General features: G+C 63.2%; 19 protein-coding genes and 1 tRNA gene. 13 read left to right on the top strand and 7 right to left on the bottom strand.

What is annotated here, in order from left to right:
• The first annotated feature begins 97 nt into the window (after window positions 1-97).
• Window positions 98-171: transfer RNA gene (locus tag EI171_RS20315), tRNA-Gly, on the top strand.
• Window positions 172-885: 714 nt separating this feature from the next.
• Here the strand turns inward: EI171_RS20315 and EI171_RS20320 are convergent.
• A complete protein-coding gene (locus EI171_RS20320; protein WP_038967506.1) occupies window positions 886-1,125 on the bottom strand; it encodes a hypothetical protein in 240 nt (79 codons plus the stop codon).
• 295 nt (window positions 1,126-1,420) lie between these two features.
• Here EI171_RS20320 and EI171_RS20325 point away from each other — a divergent pair, with 295 nt between their 5' ends.
• Window positions 1,421-2,713: a c-type cytochrome gene (locus tag EI171_RS20325; RefSeq protein WP_038967505.1), complete on the top strand. Its 1,293-nt coding sequence runs from the start codon at window positions 1,421-1,423 to the stop codon at window positions 2,711-2,713.
• A gap of 59 nt (window positions 2,714-2,772) precedes the next feature.
• Here EI171_RS20325 and EI171_RS20330 read toward each other — a convergent pair whose 3' ends face one another.
• Window positions 2,773-3,066: a hypothetical protein gene (locus EI171_RS20330; RefSeq protein ID WP_244647574.1), complete on the bottom strand. Its 294-nt coding sequence runs from the start codon at window positions 3,064-3,066 to the stop codon at window positions 2,773-2,775.
• Between the two features lie 4 nt (window positions 3,067-3,070).
• Window positions 3,071-5,041: a 4Fe-4S binding protein gene (locus tag EI171_RS20335; protein ID WP_161534523.1), complete on the bottom strand. Its 1,971-nt coding sequence runs from the start codon at window positions 5,039-5,041 to the stop codon at window positions 3,071-3,073.
• Between the two features lie 152 nt (window positions 5,042-5,193).
• Here EI171_RS20335 and EI171_RS20340 point away from each other — a divergent pair, with 152 nt between their 5' ends.
• From EI171_RS20340 to EI171_RS20385, 10 genes are all read left to right on the top strand, one after another.
• Window positions 5,194-5,949, top strand: coding sequence for a biotin/lipoate--protein ligase family protein (locus EI171_RS20340; RefSeq protein WP_246740591.1), 756 nt, complete (start codon window positions 5,194-5,196; stop codon window positions 5,947-5,949).
• 2 nt (window positions 5,950-5,951) lie between these two features.
• Entirely contained in the window at window positions 5,952-6,491 is a 540-nt protein-coding gene (locus EI171_RS20345) for a DUF6505 family protein (RefSeq protein ID WP_028176011.1), read from the top strand.
• Window positions 6,488-7,495, top strand: coding sequence for a DUF6352 family protein (locus EI171_RS20350; protein ID WP_161534524.1), 1,008 nt, complete (start codon window positions 6,488-6,490; stop codon window positions 7,493-7,495). Before EI171_RS20345 ends, EI171_RS20350 begins: the two co-directional genes overlap by 4 nt.
• On the top strand, window positions 7,492-8,010 hold the full coding sequence (locus tag EI171_RS20355) for a DUF3305 domain-containing protein (protein WP_161534525.1): 519 nt from the start codon (window positions 7,492-7,494) through the stop codon (window positions 8,008-8,010). The genes EI171_RS20350 and EI171_RS20355 overlap by 4 nt, the downstream gene beginning before the upstream one ends.
• Complete coding sequence (locus tag EI171_RS20360) at window positions 8,007-8,633, top strand: DUF3306 domain-containing protein (RefSeq protein ID WP_161534526.1); 627 nt, start codon at window positions 8,007-8,009, stop codon at window positions 8,631-8,633. The genes EI171_RS20355 and EI171_RS20360 overlap by 4 nt, the downstream gene beginning before the upstream one ends.
• Before the next feature lie 132 nt (window positions 8,634-8,765).
• Complete coding sequence (locus EI171_RS20365; protein WP_011088228.1) at window positions 8,766-9,545, top strand: molecular chaperone TorD family protein; 780 nt, start codon at window positions 8,766-8,768, stop codon at window positions 9,543-9,545.
• A gap of 29 nt (window positions 9,546-9,574) precedes the next feature.
• A complete protein-coding gene (locus EI171_RS20370; protein WP_011088227.1) occupies window positions 9,575-9,793 on the top strand; it encodes a twin-arginine translocation signal domain-containing protein in 219 nt (72 codons plus the stop codon).
• A 2-nt stretch (window positions 9,794-9,795) separates the two neighbouring features.
• Entirely contained in the window at window positions 9,796-12,738 is a 2,943-nt protein-coding gene (locus EI171_RS20375; RefSeq protein WP_161534527.1) for a formate dehydrogenase subunit alpha, read from the top strand.
• Window positions 12,739-12,750: 12 nt separating this feature from the next.
• Window positions 12,751-13,347 carry a formate dehydrogenase FDH3 subunit beta gene (fdh3B, locus tag EI171_RS20380; RefSeq protein WP_011088224.1) on the top strand — a complete coding sequence of 199 codons (597 nt, stop codon included), beginning with the start codon at window positions 12,751-12,753 and terminating at the stop codon, window positions 13,345-13,347.
• A gap of 43 nt (window positions 13,348-13,390) precedes the next feature.
• Entirely contained in the window at window positions 13,391-14,404 is a 1,014-nt protein-coding gene (locus tag EI171_RS20385) for a formate dehydrogenase subunit gamma (RefSeq protein ID WP_161534528.1), read from the top strand.
• Window positions 14,405-14,421: 17 nt separating this feature from the next.
• Here the strand turns inward: EI171_RS20385 and EI171_RS46460 are convergent, their stop codons facing one another.
• Window positions 14,422-14,544 (bottom strand): hypothetical protein, encoded by a 123-nt coding sequence (locus EI171_RS46460; RefSeq protein ID WP_256380430.1) that lies wholly within the window; start codon window positions 14,542-14,544, stop codon window positions 14,422-14,424.
• Window positions 14,545-14,658: 114 nt separating this feature from the next.
• Window positions 14,659-14,973 carry a hypothetical protein gene (locus EI171_RS20390; protein ID WP_011088222.1) on the bottom strand — a complete coding sequence of 105 codons (315 nt, stop codon included), beginning with the start codon at window positions 14,971-14,973 and terminating at the stop codon, window positions 14,659-14,661.
• 238 nt (window positions 14,974-15,211) lie between these two features.
• On the opposite strand from EI171_RS20390, the gene EI171_RS20395 reads away from it, so the two are divergent.
• Window positions 15,212-15,466, top strand: coding sequence for a hypothetical protein (locus EI171_RS20395; RefSeq protein ID WP_161534529.1), 255 nt, complete (start codon window positions 15,212-15,214; stop codon window positions 15,464-15,466).
• Between the two features lie 52 nt (window positions 15,467-15,518).
• On the opposite strand, the gene EI171_RS20400 is transcribed toward EI171_RS20395, so the two are convergent.
• Window positions 15,519-15,899, bottom strand: a complete 381-nt coding sequence (locus tag EI171_RS20400) for a hypothetical protein (protein WP_244651782.1) — start codon at window positions 15,897-15,899, stop codon at window positions 15,519-15,521.
• A 122-nt stretch (window positions 15,900-16,021) separates the two neighbouring features.
• Window positions 16,022-16,441, bottom strand: a complete 420-nt coding sequence (locus EI171_RS20405) for a hypothetical protein (RefSeq protein WP_028176019.1) — start codon at window positions 16,439-16,441, stop codon at window positions 16,022-16,024.
• Between the last annotated feature and the right edge of the window lie 209 nt (window positions 16,442-16,650).

The following is a 16,650-nucleotide window of genomic DNA, read 5'->3' on the forward strand; positions in this document are numbered from 1 at the left end:
TAGGGCGGGCGGCCGGGAACAAGCCCTTCGCGAAGCGGGAAAGACCGATCCGGGGCAGTTGAGGCCGCCGCGCGGCCGTGTTAGGGGAACGCGAGATGCGGGTGTAGCTCAATGGTAGAGCAGCAGCCTTCCAAGCTGAATACGAGGGTTCGATTCCCTTCACCCGCTCCAATGTTTTCAATGGCTTAGCGCGTCAAGAGTTTTCCATTCTGACAAGTCGCGCATTCTCATTCTGACAGACGTTCGCTTTCCTATCGCTTGTCTTGCGCGGCGCTTGACGCGTTTCACTTGCGCGTCTTGCTTTGCTTCATCGTCGTGATGCACATCAGGCGCCATGGCCGCTGCGTGACGTGTGCATCGAGAGGTCAAGAAAGACCTATTGAACGCAAATGTCAGCAGTCCTTCCACGGCGCACCAGATGACTGGAGCGAGGAACAGCCGCCCCGGCGATGATCAAGAGATGATCAAGAGAAAGAGAGATGTGAGAGATCTCACACGGGAACTTCGAGTCTTGCACTAGTCAGAGCTTCGACTCTCTCAGAACCAACGGAGGTTCGCGTGAAGCTCCTGATGATCTCTGGCTTGGCCGTGTTCGCGGTTTTCGTGGCCGCGACGAATATGCTGCGATCGCATCCATTACCGGTAAGTCGCACATCGGTAGCAGGGATGTCGGTGCAAGAGATGCAAAGACAAGCGCAACAAGGCAAACTGCCGGTTGAAGATTTCGTAGATCGATCTCTTGTGTTTCCAAGGGGAACACAGGAGTAGACGCGTCTCAACCAATCGTGGCCGAGCTGGACGTCTTGGTCGGCTCGTATGTTCTCGAACGGCTATGCGCCAGCGGCTGGTCGGGTCGCGAGCGCAGCAATTGTCGCAGGCGCTGTCTCAAGGACCCATGAAAATCGGGTTGATCCCGATGGGATCGCCGAGCAGTCCCAGGGATTGAAGCTGCGCGCTGTGGATGTCGATTTCAAGGACAGCCAAGAGCAGCGCTAACACGACGGCGATGTAGACGAGCAGTGCCGACGCATCCTGGCTGTCGGGATCGCGATTTCGCGGCGGCGACGCGCGAAAGTGCCACAACCGCGCGATGAGCTGCAGATAGGCTTTCGGGTGTACTTGCATGTCCGGCCTCGCTCTCTGAGGCGCCTTTCGCAAGACTGCGACCACCTCGATCGCCAATCAAGGCGCCGCTTGTCGCACCTGGAACCGAATATGAGCTACCCCCGTTGAGCTGGATCAAATGGGTGCGCTTTTGCCCAGAGGCCAGGCCAGTCGGCCACGGACACGCCACGGAAGATCTCCACAGAACGATCGCCGGCAAGAAGCGCGGGACGTCACGGGACGGCATTTGGCCATGGTGCAAAGGCCGGGCAAAATGGCACGGTGGGTGCTTTGCTGTGAGTGTCTCCGACGGCCAATGGATTTGACCTTGCGTCTCGCCACCGCCCTTCTGACGGCATCGCTGCTTCTTCCACTGCGGCCCGCGCAGGCGCAATTGGCGGGGCACGGCGGGCCTGTCCGCGCAATCGCCGTTTCGAGCGATGGTAAGACGGTTTTGTCGGGGAGCTTCGACACGGCAGCGATCCGATGGTCCCTGGCAACCGAGTCGGCCGAGCAGGTCCTTCGCTTCCATTCGGGTGCGGTGAACGCGGCTGCCTTCCTCGGAGACGGACGAATGGCAACGGCTGGTGCGGACGGCCAGATTGCCATCTGGACGGCGGGCGGACTGCAGCCAGACCAGGTTCTCGAAGGTCATACAGGACCCATTGTCGGACTCGTCGTCTCGCCCGATACATCGAAGCTCGCGTCGGCCTCGTGGGACCACACCGTGCGGATTTCATCCCTGTCCGATGGTGGGACGCGCGTGCTGCAAGGTCACTCGCAAAGCGTGAACGGTGTGGCCTTTGCCCCCGATGGAAAATCGCTGGTGAGCGTTGGCTACGATCTGACGGTGCGGATCTGGCCCTTGGCAGGCGGCAGCCCCGAGATCGTTGTGATGCCGGCGCCGCTGAATGCCGTCGCCATCTCGCCTGATGGCGAAATCGTCACCGGCGCGGCAGACGGGAAGCTGCGCATGATGACCGCCGATGGCAAGGAGAACGGCGAGGTCATGGCTGGCGCCAGGCCGATCGTGGCCCTGGCGATCTCGCAAGACGGGGCTTTGATCGCCACGGGGGCAATTGACGGCACCGTTGCGATCGTCGATCGCAAGGCGCGCAGCGTGATGCGCACGCTCGCCGGGCTCGGCGCGCCGGTCTGGTCGGTCGCGTTCCTGCCTGATGGCGCGACGCTCCTGACGGGCGGTGCTGACGGCAAGATCAGGCGCTGGAACGCACTGACCGGCGCGGCGATCGGGTCGAACGTGCTGGGCACGCCGGCGGATCCGCTCGCTGCCTATGTCGGCGATCACGGCGCCGAAATGTTCAGGGCCTGCGTTGCCTGCCATACATTGTCGGAGAATGAGGTACAGCGTGCCGGGCCGACGCTTGCGGGGCTCTTCGGCCGGAAGATTGCCTCGCTGCCGGGCTATCGGTTCACCGACGCGCTCAAGGCGATGGATATCGTCTGGACGCCGGAGACCGTGTCAAAACTGTTCGAGATCGGGCCGAACGCCTACACGCCCGGCACCAAGATGCCGGAGCAGCGGATCGGCTCGGCCGAGGATCGCCGCGCGCTCACGGACTTTCTGGCGCGTGCGACGTCGAAGTAGCCCGCAACAACGCCTTGCGCGTCTTCAAGCGAAGGCGGCAAGGTCTTGATGTCAACGCCCTAATAGCCCGGCCATCGCTCCACGGGAATATTCGTCAGATCCGGGTTCTCCTCGAGCATGCGAGCCACGTTGACGCTGGGACGTTCCTTGAGCGCCGTCACGACACACTGATTGACGTATGTCCGGCGTGACAGCCACTTGATCTTCTTGCCCTTTGCCTCGGCCTTGCAGGCGACGATCGCCTGCTTGAGCGCGACCTTTTCCGCCTTGGCGAGGGCGGCGGCCTCGACGGCTGTGCCAGCGAGCACCGTGATGACGAGGCATGTCCAAAAGACCATCATGAAACGAGGCATACGGCTAGTCCTTGTTCTCGCGTTGACGCAGATAGTCGTCCGTCGTCCGCGGTGGCGCGCGTTCCGGAACGTCCTGGATCGGATCGAACTGCTGTTCGCTCATGACAATGACGCGGCAATCGGCGCACATCCGCAAGGCCTCGGTCCGGCGGTCCCCGGTGGGATACATCCAATGGTGCCCCTCGAGCTTCGTCGCGATCCGATCGATCGTGCTCTTCACGCCGAAGGGCGTGCCGCAGCGGACACACAGGGCCGGTTCTTCTTCCTTGATCACTTGCGCCTGCGCACGCCTTGCCCGGAAGTCGATCTGCGGGGTGAGCGTGATGACCTTCTCAGGACAGGTGCTCTGGCACAGACCGCACTGCACGCAGGCGTCCTCCACGAATTTGAGGACGGGACGCTCGGGATCGGCGCGAAGCGCGCCGGTCGGGCAGGCCGAAACACAGGCCAGGCATAGCGTGCAACCGCCGGTGTCAACGGTGATCGCACCGATCGGTGCGCCTTCGGGCAAGGCGATTACGTCGACCGGCTTGGGTGCGAGGCGATGCAATTCACTCAGGCCAAAGCGAAGCAGATCGCCGCGCTTGCCGACCGTCCGGAAAGTCGCAGGATTGTCGAGGCCGGCGAGGGGACCAATCCCCGTCAGTTGGTCAGCCAGAGTGTCGGGATCGTCGGTTTCGATCGTGGCCACGCGTCGGCCCTCAAATCCGAGCCCGGCGAGAATGGTCTCGGCCATGACGATCGTCTGCAGCAATCCGGTCACGCCGTGTCGCGGCTTGGCGCGCAGGAGAAACCGCACGGCCGCCGCGCCATACGCGAATGCGCCGATAACGGCCTCCAGGCCGACCTGCGTCAACTCGTTGACGGCGAGGGGCAGCACGTTGGCTGGCAATCCGTCGCCATGACGGGCGAGCGCATCGATCAGCGGCGTGCCGTGCGCGCCGTCATGCAGCAGCAGCACCGGATGCGTGCCGCCGGCTTCGCGATAGGCGAGCAACATGGCGCGAAGCATCTGCAACTGGGTGTCGGCCGGCGGCAGCGCGTAGGATGCAGCGCCTGTGGGGCAGGCGGCCGCGCATTGCCCACAACCTGCGCAGACGTCTGCGTTGACAGCGACATGGTCGCCGTCCGGCGTAATCGCGCCGGTCGGGCATAAGTCAAGGCAGCGATGGCATCCGGTCAGCTTCGAGCGCGAATGCGCGCAGAGGCTGGGCGTGAAGTCGACATATCTCGGCTTGTCGAAACTTCCGACGAGATCGCGAGCGGCAAGCACCGCGCGCAGCATCGCCGCCGGATCTCTCGGATCGGCGCGGAGATAGCCGTCCCGCAGGTCGTGCGCCGGAAACAGCGGTGGCTCGCCGGAGAGGTCGAGCACCAGATCGCAGCGCGAGGTCGCCCCGTTGCGCGGGGCCTCGAACACGAAGCGGTCGCGTGAAGAGGGGTGCGGTTGCGCGTAGTCGTCGATCGTGAGCTCGAAGGCGCCAAAATGTCCTCGCGCGTTGCGGATCTTGCCTTTGACGATCGGAAACACTGCCGCGGCAGGCGGCGTAACGTCTGCCGGCGGCTTCAGCATGACCGTGACATCGAGATGGTCTGCGAGCAGCCGCCCGGCTTCGATCGCGGCCTCGTCGCGGCCATAGATCAGGATGATGCCGTCACTCGACAATGTGACCAGCGGAAAGTCCGGTGCGGGAATTGCGGCTGCCGCAAGCAGCGCCGCCATCTTCGCGCCCGCATTCGCACCGTCGCGCGACCAGCCCGCCGTCTCGCGGATATTGACGAAGGTGATCCCGCCAGGGCGTTCGCCGATCTCATGGGTGAATTGCGCAGCCTGCTGCGTGCAGGCCACCGTCAGCGGGCCATCGGCCTTTGCCGCGTCGCGGAAATGATCGAGCTCCGTGCCGCAGAGATGGCGAAAGCTTCTGATCTCGCAGTTGGGGCATCCTCGCCGGATCGCAGCCGTGTCGAGGCGCATCGTGTCTTCACACGAGCAGATCAGGACGGTCTTCGCTGGCTGCTCCAGGTGAAATCCCTCCGTCAGTGCGGCGCCGACTTACGGACTCGCGCCGTTCCTGCACCTCGTATAGATTTTCACTATTGGGAAGAAAAGGAAAGTGGAGGACGGCCTTGCGGTCGACCCCGATCAACCACGTTTCCCTGGTAGAACCGATCCAGCTGCCGCCGCCCTTCACGCTCGTCCGGCTGCGGGAGAGCGGAGACGCCTTTGCCCACGCTTGCGGCATTGCACCCAAGTGCGGCGCCGGCACGCTGGTGTGCGTCGGGCGGTTCGATCTCGCCGAATTCGCCGTGGTGCTCGAGCCAGGCGAACCTTTGAGCACCGCGCGGCGCGCCTTCTACGCCGGCATGGTCGCGCTGACCGACGCTCTTCGCGGCTATGCGCCGCCCAACAAGACGGTTGCGATCGGCTGGCCCGGCTCCGTCGAGATCGACGGCGGGCTGGTCGGCGGGGGGCGGATGGGGTGGCCATCGTCCGCGCGCGAGAATGAGCCGCCCGCGTGGCTGGTGTTTGGCGCCATGATCCGGACGGTGGCAATGGCCGATCAGGGGCCCGGCGTTCATCCGCTCGCGTCCGCGCTGGATGAGGAGGGGTTCGGCGAAGCGGGCGCCGTGCAGGTGACCGAGAGTTTTGCCCGGCACCTGATGCGGGCGATCGATCGTTGGCAGGTCGATGGCTTTGACAGCGTCGCACGCGATTATCTCAGCCGGGTTCCCCGTGAGCGGCGAACCGTCCTCAGCATCGACGAGAGCGGCGATCTCCTCACGCGCCAGGTCGGTACCGGCAAGGTTGAGCGGAGCGAGCTCGTCAAGGCGCTCGCCAGGCCATCCTGGCTCGATTCGAAGCTCGGAGGGCCAAGGACGTGACTGTGAAACTGCTGCGCGCCATCGCGCTCGATCCCTCCGACACCTTCGTGTTCGACGCGGCGGCAGAGCCCGGCGAATGGGCCGTCTCCGGCGCGTTCCGCTTCTGCGACCAGGATCCGGCGACGTTGAGCGGCAAGGCGCGCGCGGCGTTCCGCAGCGGCTTCCTCGGGGTGCAATCCTGGGGCTGGTCGACGCTGGTGCAGATCGTGCCGGCAACGGAGAGCGATTGCCGGGCGCTGATCGAGCTCCTCGCCGGACAACTCATCGATCGTTTCGGCGCGCCGGATCCGGCAACCGCGCGGACGGCCGCCGAAGAGGAGGTCGCCTTCGTGCGGTCGCTCTGCACGCATCCGATCAGTTCGCTCATTGCCGTCCACCGCTCGGTGAGCGACGGCGAAGTCCGCGAGTCGTTCCGCAGGCTGCAGCTGCGGCAAGGGCAGGGGCACGGCAAGGCGTTCTCGTTCATGGAAGCCGAGGATGATGTCGAACCCGACAGCAATGTCAGGCTTGCCGATATGAGCCAGGAGCCGCAGCATCGATGAATGATTTCTGGATCGCATGCGGCCACCATCTGCTCGATCGCGAGGCGGGCGGCGGGCTTTGCGTCACCGACGAGTTCCTGAAGGTCTATTTCGTCCGGCCCGAGCTGATTCCACCGGACGAAGCATGCCCGGTCGAGCGGCGGCTGCACCGCGAGCTGCTGGCCGCTCCGCGCCGGGCGGTCAGTGCGGACGAGATCGCAGCGATTGTCGATGCGGATGCCCGGGAGAACTGGCAGTTCGTGCTTGCCGTTCGCGATCTCCTGGTGCGGCACCCGACCCTGGAGGCCGCCTATCTTGCGACCGTCCGGTCGGGGGGAAACGGATTGCCGCCGCTGTTCGTCAATCAACTCGTGCATGTCATCCTGCGCAATGCGCTGGATGGCTGCGATGACCCGTTCGTGCTGCGCGCCGCCGAGCTGTTCTTCCGCCCCCAGCGCATCCTGCCGCATGAACGGGCCTTGCTGCTCGGCGATGAGGAGGTCGTCGGTGGGCAGAGCCCGACCCCGGTGCTCTCGCTGATGTCGATGCTCGGGGCCGTGACCGATGCCGAGCTGGACGTCTTGAACGAGGATAACGCCGACGACTATTGGCACCGAAGCGACCATTTCGACATGGTTTTCGATCTCACCGCGGGCGGGCGCGGGCCGAGGGCGCTGGCGCAGGCGATGGCGCGCTGGATCTCCCATCTGCTCGGGATCGACGTCGGCATTGAGCCGCTGCGCGAACTGCGTGATGCGCGGCTCACCTGGTATGTTGGGCTCGACGCCGATGCGACCAGGCTCGGCGACCGTCTCTGGCATGGCGAGCAACTCGACGACCGCAGCGCCGGCCGCGTGCTTTCATTGTTCCGCCTGACGTTTGCAGACACGAGCGCGGTCGCAGACGAGATGCAGGGCGAGCCGGTCTATCTCATCCTGTCGATGAACTCCGATCAAAAGCTCCGGATGAAACCGCAGAATTTGCTGACGGGGCTGCCGATCAAGCACCTGGAGAGGGTAACATGAGCCCGGCTGCGCTGCCGCTTGTGCGCATCCCCGTCGGTATCGTGGTCGGGCGGTACAAGGCGGACTCGCCGTGGACCGACTTTGTCTGGCGCGCCGTCGCCGTGCTGCCGGACGAGCCGGACACAAAGTCCTGGACGGTGCTCCGTGACGAGGGCGGTGGGACGACGCTGTTCTATGCCGGCAGCACTATGGTCGATCTCTACAGTTCCGAGACGGCGCGCTATCGCGACAATCTTGCTACGGGTCGTCCGAGCATCTGGACAGTGTTGTCGCCTGCGGAAGGCACCTGGCCCTATTCGGTGGCTGCCGCCACCGCCGATCCTGCGGAAGGCGAGGCGTTCACCGGGACCGCTGCGAATCTGGTCGAGGCCGTTCCCATGCCGGACGTGCTGCGTGAGCAGATTGAAAGCTTCGTTGCCGAGCACCACGTCGAACGGGAGTTCTTCAAACGGAAGCGGCGGCAGGCCGATCCGGAGGCGCTGGCGCGCCGGCAGCATGAAGGCGGACACGAATGAGTGAGGATAGGTTCCTGACGCGCTGGTCCCGTCGCAAGCAGCACGCAAAGGCGAGCCCGACGCAATCGGATCCGGCAAAGCGCGACGACATGCAGTCGGCACTGCCGCCCGCCGCGAAGGATGACGAAGCGGAGTTCGACCCCTCGAGCCTGCCTTCGATCGACTTGATCACGTCGGCGACCGACATCAAGGCGTTCTTGCGCAAAGGGATTCCGCAGGAGCTGACGCGTGCGGCGCTTCGTCGCGCCTGGAGCGCTGATCCCGCCATTCGCGACTTCGTGGGGCTTGCCGAAAGCGCGTGGGACTTCAACGATCCGACCGCGATGCCGGGCTTTGGTCCGCTGGATTGTTCGGAAGCAGAACTGGCCGCGTTCGTGGACAGAATCGTCGGCGGCCTCAGCAAGTCAGCCGAGACGCTGTCCGAGACTCCGGTTGAAGTCACGGATTCTTCGCAGGAATTGCGCCAGGCCGAGAGATCGAATGTCGAGATCGTCGCCGAAGAAGCTGCGCCCACCAAGCCCGCACCTGTTCCTGCTGCAGCGCAACTAACGAACCCTGAAAGCAGTGCAAGCGAACACCTGTCGCTTCCCCGTCGCCCGCATGGCGGCGCGCTGCCCCGCTAGGGCTCCCCGACGAAAGGCCATAGCCTCAGACTATGTGATGCGATTGACCCTCCGCTGGGCCGGGATTACGCTTCGTCTAGCGCTTTGTAGCAAAAGCAAAATCAGCACCCGGGACTTGGATGGGAGGTCCACGTGCGTGATGATGGCCTTGAGCGAGCCATTGACGCCGCCGGCGGCGTTGCTGGGCTTGCGCGCAAAATCGGCATTAGCCAACCCTCCGTTTCGAACTGGAACCAGGTGCCCGCGCAACGGGTGATTGCGGTCGAAGCGGCGACCGGCGTATCGCGCAAAGACTTGCGGCCTGATCTGTACGGCGAGCCGTTTGTGTCCAATGAGCTGATTGAACCCGTCGATGCGGCGCGTGCGCAGGAATATCTGCTGCTCGCGACGCTCTTGTCCGCAGCACCGTCAAGAAGGCTGCTCGATCAACTGGCCGCATTGACCGGTGATGCGACGCCACTCGGGCGCGCGCATGCTGGGCTGGCCGCGGCCGCCGCCAATGCAGTCGCAACCCAGGTCGAACGCGAATATTTCGATCTGTTCGTCGGTCTCGGCCGCGGCGAGCTCTTGCCCTATGCCTCCTACTATCTGACCGGATTCCTCAACGAACGGCCGCTGTCGCGCCTGCGCGCCGATCTCGCCGCGTCCGGGATCGAGCGCGCCGCGAATAATTCCGAGCCGGAAGATCACGCCGCCATCCTGTGCGAGATCATGGCAGGTTTCGCGGGAGGCCGCTTCCCTACGTCGTTCGAGGCGCAGCGCGCATTCTTTGTCAAACACGTCGAGCCCTGGATAGGGCGGCTGTTCGCCGACATCGAGGGCGCGGAGAGCGCCGTCTTCTATCGTGCGGTCGGCGCGCTCGGTCGCGCCTTTATCGAGATCGAGGCGGAGGCATTCACGTTCGCCAACTGACCTGCACCGGCGGGTCCAGGAGAGATGCGATGAGTGAAGACAGGAAAGCCACAGTCGGGCGTCGCGATTTCCTGCGCAAGGTCGGCGCCGGCACGTTGGGCGCCGGCGCGACGCTCGCGACACCGCTGGTCGGGTCCGCGCAGGCTGATAGCGAAACCAACGATGAGAAGCGCAAGGCGCGCTACAAGGAAACTGATCACGTCAAGGCCTTCTATCGCGTCAATCGTTATCCGGCCAAGGGAGGTTGACCGTGCTGATCAAGCGAGCAAACCAGCGTTCCCTGCGCCATGGCTCCGTTGCCGAGTCCCTTGCAGGGCAGGCCGGCGGTCTCGACCGCCGCAGCTTCTTGCGCAAATCCGGTCTCGCCGGTGGCGCGCTCGCCGTGCTCGGCACGCTGCCGGTCGGCGGCGTGCGCAAGGCGGAGGCGGCGATGGCCGGTCCGCTCACCGCGGGTGCGAGCGTCCGCAAGAGCGTCTGCACGCATTGCTCGGTTGGGTGCACGGTGACTGCCGAGGTGCTGAACGGGGTATGGATCGGCCAGGAACCGAGTTGGGATTCTCCGATCAATCGCGGCTCGCATTGTGCCAAGGGCGCATCCGTGCGCGAGCTCGTGCACAGCGAGCGACGGTTGCGCTATCCGATGAAGCTCGTCGGAGGGCAGTGGACCCGCGTGTCCTGGGATACTGCAATCAACGAGATCGGCGACAAGCTTCAAACCGTACGTGAGAAGTCAGGCCCCGATTCCGTCTATTGGCTTGGCTCGGCCAAGATGACCAATGAAGGCGCCTACCTGTTCCGCAAGCTTGGCGCATTCTGGGGAACCAACAATACCGATCACCAGGCCCGCATCTGCCATTCGACCACCGTCACCGGCGTCGCCAACACCTGGGGCTACGGCGCGATGACCAACAGCTTCAATGATATCCGCAATGCGAAGACGCAGGTCGTCCTGGGCGGCAATCCGGCAGAGGCGCATCCGGTCTCGCTGCAGCACCTGCTCGAGGGCAAGGAACTGCAAAAGGCCAACTTCGTCGTCATCGACCCGCGCCTGACGCGCACCGCCGCGCACGCGACGGAATATGTGCGGATGCGGCCGGGCACCGACATCCCCGTGCTTTACGGCATGATGTGGCACATCCTCCAGAACGGCTGGGAGGACAAGGAGTTCATCCGGCAGCGGGTCTACGGGTTCGACGACCTCCGCAAGGAGGTGGAAAAGTGGAATCCGGAAGAAGTCGAGCGCGTCACCGGCATTCCCGGCGAGCAGCTCAAGCGCGTCGCCAAGATGTTTGCCACCGAAAAGCCGGCCACGCTGATCTGGGCCATGGGCCAGACCCAGAAGACCGTCGGCACCGCCAACGTGCGTGCCAGTTGCATCCTGCTGCTGATGACCGGCAATGTCGGCGGCGCGGGCATGGGAGCCAACATTTTCCGTGGCCACGACAACGTGCAGGGCGCGACCGACGTCGGGCTCGATATCGTCACGCTGCCGTTCTACTACGGCCTCGCCGAGGGCGCCTGGAAGCACTGGTCGCGGGTTTGGGAGGTCGACTACGACTTCCTGAAGTCGCGGTTCGATTCCAAGCAGATCATGGAAACCCCCGGCATCCCGCTGACCCGCTGGTTCGAGGCGGTGACGCTGCCGAAGGATCAGGTCGCGCAGAAGGACAATGTGAAGGCGGTGTTCGTGCAGGGACACGCCTCCAACAGCATCACCCGTATCCCTGAATCCCTCAATGGCCTGAAGGCGCTGGAGCTGCTCGTCATCGCCGATCCGCATCCGACGACCTGGGCCTCGCTCGCAGTCGAGGCGGGACGCAAGGATGGTGTCTACATTCTCCCGGTCGCCACCCAATTTGAGTGCAAGGGCTCTCGCGTCGCCTCCAACCGCTCGCTGCAATGGGGCGAGCAGATTGTGAAGCCGGTGTTCGAGTCGAAGGATGATCTCGAAATCATCTACCTGCTGGCCAAGAAGTTCGGCTTCGCGGATCAGATGTTCAAGAAAATCAAGGTCGAGAACAATCTTCCTGAAGCAGAGGATGTACTTCGCGAGATGAACCGCGGCAGCTGGTCGACCGGCTATTGCGGGCAATCGCCCGAGCGCCTCAAGGCGCACATGAAGAACCAGGCGAAGTTCGACATGCTGACGATGCGGGCGCCGAAGGACGATCCCGAGGTCGGCGGCGACTACTACGGCCTGCCCTGGCCATGCTGGGGATCACCGGAGGTCAAGCATCCCGGAACGCCGCTGCTCTACAATACCAATCTGCACGTGATGGATGGCGGCGGCACGTTCCGGCCGCGGTTCGGCATCGAGCGCGAGGAGAAGCTGCCGGACGGCACGACGCGTAAGGTGAGCCTGCTCGCGGACGGCTCGTACTCGCTGGGGTCGGGCATCCAGGACGGCTATCCGGAATTCACGCTCGCGAGCCTGAAGAAGCTCGGCTGGGACACCGAGCTCACCGAAGCGGAAATGGCCGTGATCAACAAGGTCAACCCCGCCACTCCGGACGCGGTGTCGTGGTCGCTCGACCTGTCGGGCGGCATCCAGCGCGTCGCGCTGGCGCATGGCTGCGTTCCCTATGGCAACGGCAAGGCGCGCATGAATGCCTTCGGCTTGCCCGATCCCATCCCGGTTCACCGCGAGCCGATCTACACGCCGCGGGTCGATCTCGTCGCCAAATACCCGACGCTGCCCGACGCCAAGCAGTTCCGGATGCCCAATATCGGCTTCTCCGTGCAGAAGGCTGCGGTGGAGAAGGGAATTGCAAAACAATTCCCGCTCATCCTGTCGTCTGGCCGCCTGGTCGAATATGAGGGCGGCGGCGAGGAGACCCGGACCAACCCGTGGCTCGCCGAATTGCAGCAGGACATGTTCATCGAGATCAATCCTGCCGACGCCGCCGAGCGCGGCGTCAAGGACGGCGGCTGGGTCTGGGTCACGGGTGCCGAGAACAATTCCCGGGCGAGGATGAAGGCGCTCGTCACCGAGCGCGTCGGCAAGGGCGTTGCCTGGATGCCCTTCCACTTCGGTGGCTGGCTTGCCGGCAAGGATCTCCGCGGCAACTACCCGAAGGGCACCGACCCGATCGTGCTCGGCGAAAGCGCCAACACGATCACCACCTACGGATACGATCCCGCGACGAACATGCAGGAAACCAAGGTCACTCTCTGCCAGATCGCGGCGGCATAAGGAGCAACGACGATGGCACGTATGAAGTTTCTCTGCGACGCCGACCGTTGCATCGAGTGCAACGCCTGCGTCACGGCCTGCAAGAACGAGCACGAGGTCCCCTGGGGCATCAACCGCCGCAGGGTCGTCACCATCGCCGATGGCAAGCCGGGCGAACGATCGGTCTCGATGGCTTGCATGCACTGCACGGATGCGCCGTGCGCGGCAGTGTGCCCGGTGAACTGTTTCTATACCACCGCCGATGGCGTGGTCCTGCACTCCAAGGATCTCTGCATCGGCTGCGGCTACTGCTTCTACGCCTGTCCGTTTGGCGCGCCGCAATATCCGAAGGTCGGCAATTTCGGCTCGCGCGGAAAAATGGACAAATGTACCTATTGCGCCGGCGGACCCGAGGCCGATGGCAGCAAGGAGGAATACGAGAAATACGGTGCGAACCGCTTGGCCGAGGGCAAGCTGCCGCTGTGTGCCGAGATGTGCTCGACCAAGTCGCTGCTCGCCGGCGACGGCGAGATCATCGCCCAGATCTATAAGGAGCGCGTGCTGAAGCGCGGCTACGGCTCAGGAGCGTGGGGCTGGAAGACCGCCTATCGCGAGACGATCGAGTCCTGAAGCAGGCCGCGGGCGACGCGGCACAGATGCCGAGGAGAAGTCCATGTCCTCATTTGCAAGGTTCATTCGACCAACCATCGGCGCGTGGGCGTTGCTTCTGTTGATCATGGCAGCTCCGGCACCGTCGCTGGCCCAGCAGATCAATCCGACGGCGAGCTCGGTCAACGAGCGCCAGTTGCTCCAGGAGATGGATCGGATCCAGGGACGCGTCAGCATCCCCGACCAGCGCTCCAGCGTGCTGATACAACCTGCTGGCCGCGAGTGGCGTGAATTCCGCAACGTTGTGCTGCGGTGGATCGGCGGCGTTGCTGTGCTCGGCATGCTGGCGGTGCTGGTGATCTTCTATTTGACACGCGGCATGATCCGCCTCGAAAGCGGACGATCCGGCCGCACCATCGTACGGTTCAACACCTTTGAGCGCTTCGTGCATTGGATGACCGCGACCTGCTTCGTTATCCTGGCGATCTCGGGGCTGAACATCACGTTCGGGCGGCCGCTGCTGCTTCCGCTGATCGGATTTGACGCCTTCTCCGATTGGTCGCGATGGGCGAAATTCGCGCACAACTACCTGAGCTTTCCCTTCACGATTGGTGTCGTGCTGATCTTTCTGATGTGGATCGGCGGCAATATCCCCAACAAGGTGGATCTGGAGTGGATCAAGCGCGGCGGCGGCCTGATCGGTCACGATCATCCGCCGGCTCGCCGCTTCAACGCGGGGCAAAAGGGGATCTACTGGATTGTTGTGATCGGCGGTGGTCTCGTCGCCGCGACCGGGTATCAGCTCATGTTCCCATTCTACGTGTCGGGAATCGAGGGCATGCAGATTGCCCAGATCGTTCACTCCGTCGTGGCCGTGCTGTTTATCGCCGCGATGCTCGCTCACATCTACATCGGCACAATCGGGATGGAGGGGGCTTTCGAGGCGATGGGATCAGGTGAGGTGGATGTCAACTGGGCGCGCGAGCATCATAGCCTGTGGCTCGACCAGGAGTTGGCACGGAGCGGACCGAACGATTCTCAGCCGCGGCCTCGCCATGCTGCGTCGGCAGCCGAATAGAGCTGACGGAGCATTGCTTAGAGACGCACGCCTGTCGTCGCAAAGGCCTCTGCGACGGGTTGCTGTATGCTGTCGAGAACGGCAACTCCAGCCGCCGCGATTACGATCGTCGCAACACAGGCAAGGATGAAAGCCTTCATCGCGATCCCTCCTCGCGAGTATTATACAGGACGTCTGGCCGCGAATAAACGCTGTGGTTGGGCAGGTTCGCCTTGTTCACCTGTAGAACCCAAAACGCTCGCGGCGTCTTGATACTAGATGTTGGATTCGAAACCGGTGTTTCGTGTCTCCGCAGCGCGTTCGAGATCCCAGGCCCGCTGCAGGCGCTCGGCGCTTGTCGACTTCAATATGGCGGCCCAGGCGTTGCCGAGTGCCTTGATGCCGTCGTGCAGACTGGCAGCGTTTCCGACCGACCAATCAGGCAAGCCCATGGGAACGCTTATCGACCAGGACCAGCTGTCTCCGGACCGATGTACGTTGCCGATCACATGCCCCTCATAGAGGACGACGTAGTGGTCCTTGACGTCCGGCCACCGAAGCTTGGCATTGAGGGAAATAGATTGTTTCATGAACAATGCTTGTGTGTAAGGCGAGTGGGCAAATCACTTCGAATGCAATGCTCTGAACGCGCTCGCGATCGACGCGTCCGGTCAACAACTTCCAAAAGAGGCCCACGCACCAGGCGAATGGCCTCGTGATATCGTGTCTGGCCGCTTGCCGAGGAGGGGAATGCCGGGACGACCGAAGTTTCCGAGCTTGATCCCGCCCCGTCGGTTTGACACTATGCCGACATATTCGGAGAAAGTCATGTACAAGTCATGTTTTGTTGCGATCGCAACCGTCGTCTGCTTGTACGCATCGCCCGTCAGCGCTCAGGGGCCGTATCCCTTCGGTGATGAACCGTATCGGCTGAACTGGTATCCCGATCCCGAGATCGCGGCTGGCTGCTGGAAATGGAATTGGCAGCAATACCAGTGGGACAACTATTGTCCGGTCTACGTCCGTCCCAAGGCTTACATGTACCCGCGAGCGCGGGCGGTGGCCGTTCGCGCGAAGGGCTAACGGGCGGGGCCGGTGCACGGCGCCTTGCGGAGGCGCCGCTCGGTCCTATCGATCAGTAGTTCTCGATCGTGCAGGCGATCTGGCTGTGCTTGCCGAAATTGAGCAAGGCATTGCCGCGGAAGCCGTCGACCCAGACGCCGGGACCGGCATAGCGGTATCCGACTCCCATCGGGACCAGGCGCACATGCACGCCGCCGGAGTGGCTCGTATGCAGCGATGCGGTCACAACCTCACCGGCAATGGACACCGCGATCGGGCACAGGGGGTATTGCCTGCCGTTCTCGCAGGTGAAGACGAGTTCCGAGCAGCTGCCGATCGCGCTCGGTGAAGCCCGCAGGGCCATATCGGCGGCGGTGGCTGCGCCGGGATTGGCGGCCAAGCCACCTCCGATGAGAATGGCTGCAGTGAGACTCTTGGCCATCAAATTGCGCATCGTTGCCCCCAATGGATTCTTAAAATCACCGGCTAACAGAGCAAAAATCCCTAACAGCGTCAAACCGCAATGAATGGCAACACGGCCGGCGGCTTGATCAGCATCGTGAAGAGGTCGCGCGCCTAGATCTTCTGCTGCGCTCCGGGCCCGGCAACGTTGATCGTGATCTTCTGAATTTCCGTCCGACCGCCGGCATATTTGACCTCGATGGTCAGAACGTCATCGCCGATGAAGTCGGGCTGCGACCTGTAGAACGCGACATAGGCGGGCACTTCCAGCGCGAGGCATGACTTGTAGTTGGTGGCTTTCACCTTCGCCGACTTGACCGTCACCTTCCCGGATGCGGGCGCATTGACCAGGCGGATCGTCGGCAGGGGACCTGACGTGCAATCGGGTAGTACGTTGATGAAGACGCCGACCCGCGTGTCCTTATTGGGGGCGGATTTGACCGTTCGCTCGACGGGAGACAATGCGTCCTCGGCCAAGGCTGGTGCGACGAACCCAGACAACATTGCGATGCCTGCGGACAATAATACCCTCATTGGTGCTCTCCCGCTTACCGGGTTTTCCCGGTCAGTTCGCTGCAAGATGCTCAATCTAAATGCCTTTTCGGCGCCCGGTGTCCCGATTAGCCAATTTACCACGGCGCACCAAAAACCCCTCGTTAACTAGTTGATTTCGTTGACCCCCGCCTCGGTTAACAATAGCTTAATAGCGAAATTTTTCGGATTGCTTTCTAAAGACTTGATTT

Origin of the sequence: Bradyrhizobium sp. LCT2, from assembly GCF_009931255.1 — a bacterium.
GTDB classification, from domain to species: domain Bacteria; phylum Pseudomonadota; class Alphaproteobacteria; order Rhizobiales; family Xanthobacteraceae; genus Bradyrhizobium; species Bradyrhizobium diazoefficiens.

Bases quoted from the DNA above. Each gene is read 5' to 3' on its own strand.
- EI171_RS20320 (WP_038967506.1), bottom strand. From the start codon at position 1,125: ATGCAAGTACACCCGAAAGCCTATCTGCAGCTCATCGCGCGGTTGTGG.
- EI171_RS20325 (WP_038967505.1), top strand. From the start codon at position 1,421: ATGGATTTGACCTTGCGTCTCGCCACCGCCCTTCTGACGGCATCGCTG.
- EI171_RS20330 (WP_244647574.1), bottom strand. From the start codon at position 3,066: ATGCCTCGTTTCATGATGGTCTTTTGGACATGCCTCGTCATCACGGTG.
- EI171_RS20335 (WP_161534523.1), bottom strand. From the start codon at position 5,041: ATGCGCCTCGACACGGCTGCGATCCGGCGAGGATGCCCCAACTGCGAG.
- EI171_RS20350 (WP_161534524.1), top strand. From the start codon at position 6,488: ATGAATGATTTCTGGATCGCATGCGGCCACCATCTGCTCGATCGCGAG.
- EI171_RS20355 (WP_161534525.1), top strand. From the start codon at position 7,492: ATGAGCCCGGCTGCGCTGCCGCTTGTGCGCATCCCCGTCGGTATCGTG.
- EI171_RS20360 (WP_161534526.1), top strand. From the start codon at position 8,007: ATGAGTGAGGATAGGTTCCTGACGCGCTGGTCCCGTCGCAAGCAGCAC.
- EI171_RS20370 (WP_011088227.1), top strand. From the start codon at position 9,575: ATGAGTGAAGACAGGAAAGCCACAGTCGGGCGTCGCGATTTCCTGCGC.
- fdh3B (WP_011088224.1), top strand. From the start codon at position 12,751: ATGGCACGTATGAAGTTTCTCTGCGACGCCGACCGTTGCATCGAGTGC.
- EI171_RS20385 (WP_161534528.1), top strand. From the start codon at position 13,391: ATGTCCTCATTTGCAAGGTTCATTCGACCAACCATCGGCGCGTGGGCG.
- EI171_RS46460 (WP_256380430.1), bottom strand. From the start codon at position 14,544: ATGAAGGCTTTCATCCTTGCCTGTGTTGCGACGATCGTAATCGCGGCG.
- EI171_RS20390 (WP_011088222.1), bottom strand. From the start codon at position 14,973: ATGAAACAATCTATTTCCCTCAATGCCAAGCTTCGGTGGCCGGACGTC.
- EI171_RS20395 (WP_161534529.1), top strand. From the start codon at position 15,212: ATGTACAAGTCATGTTTTGTTGCGATCGCAACCGTCGTCTGCTTGTAC.
- EI171_RS20400 (WP_244651782.1), bottom strand. From the start codon at position 15,899: ATGCGCAATTTGATGGCCAAGAGTCTCACTGCAGCCATTCTCATCGGA.
- EI171_RS20405 (WP_028176019.1), bottom strand. From the start codon at position 16,441: ATGAGGGTATTATTGTCCGCAGGCATCGCAATGTTGTCTGGGTTCGTC.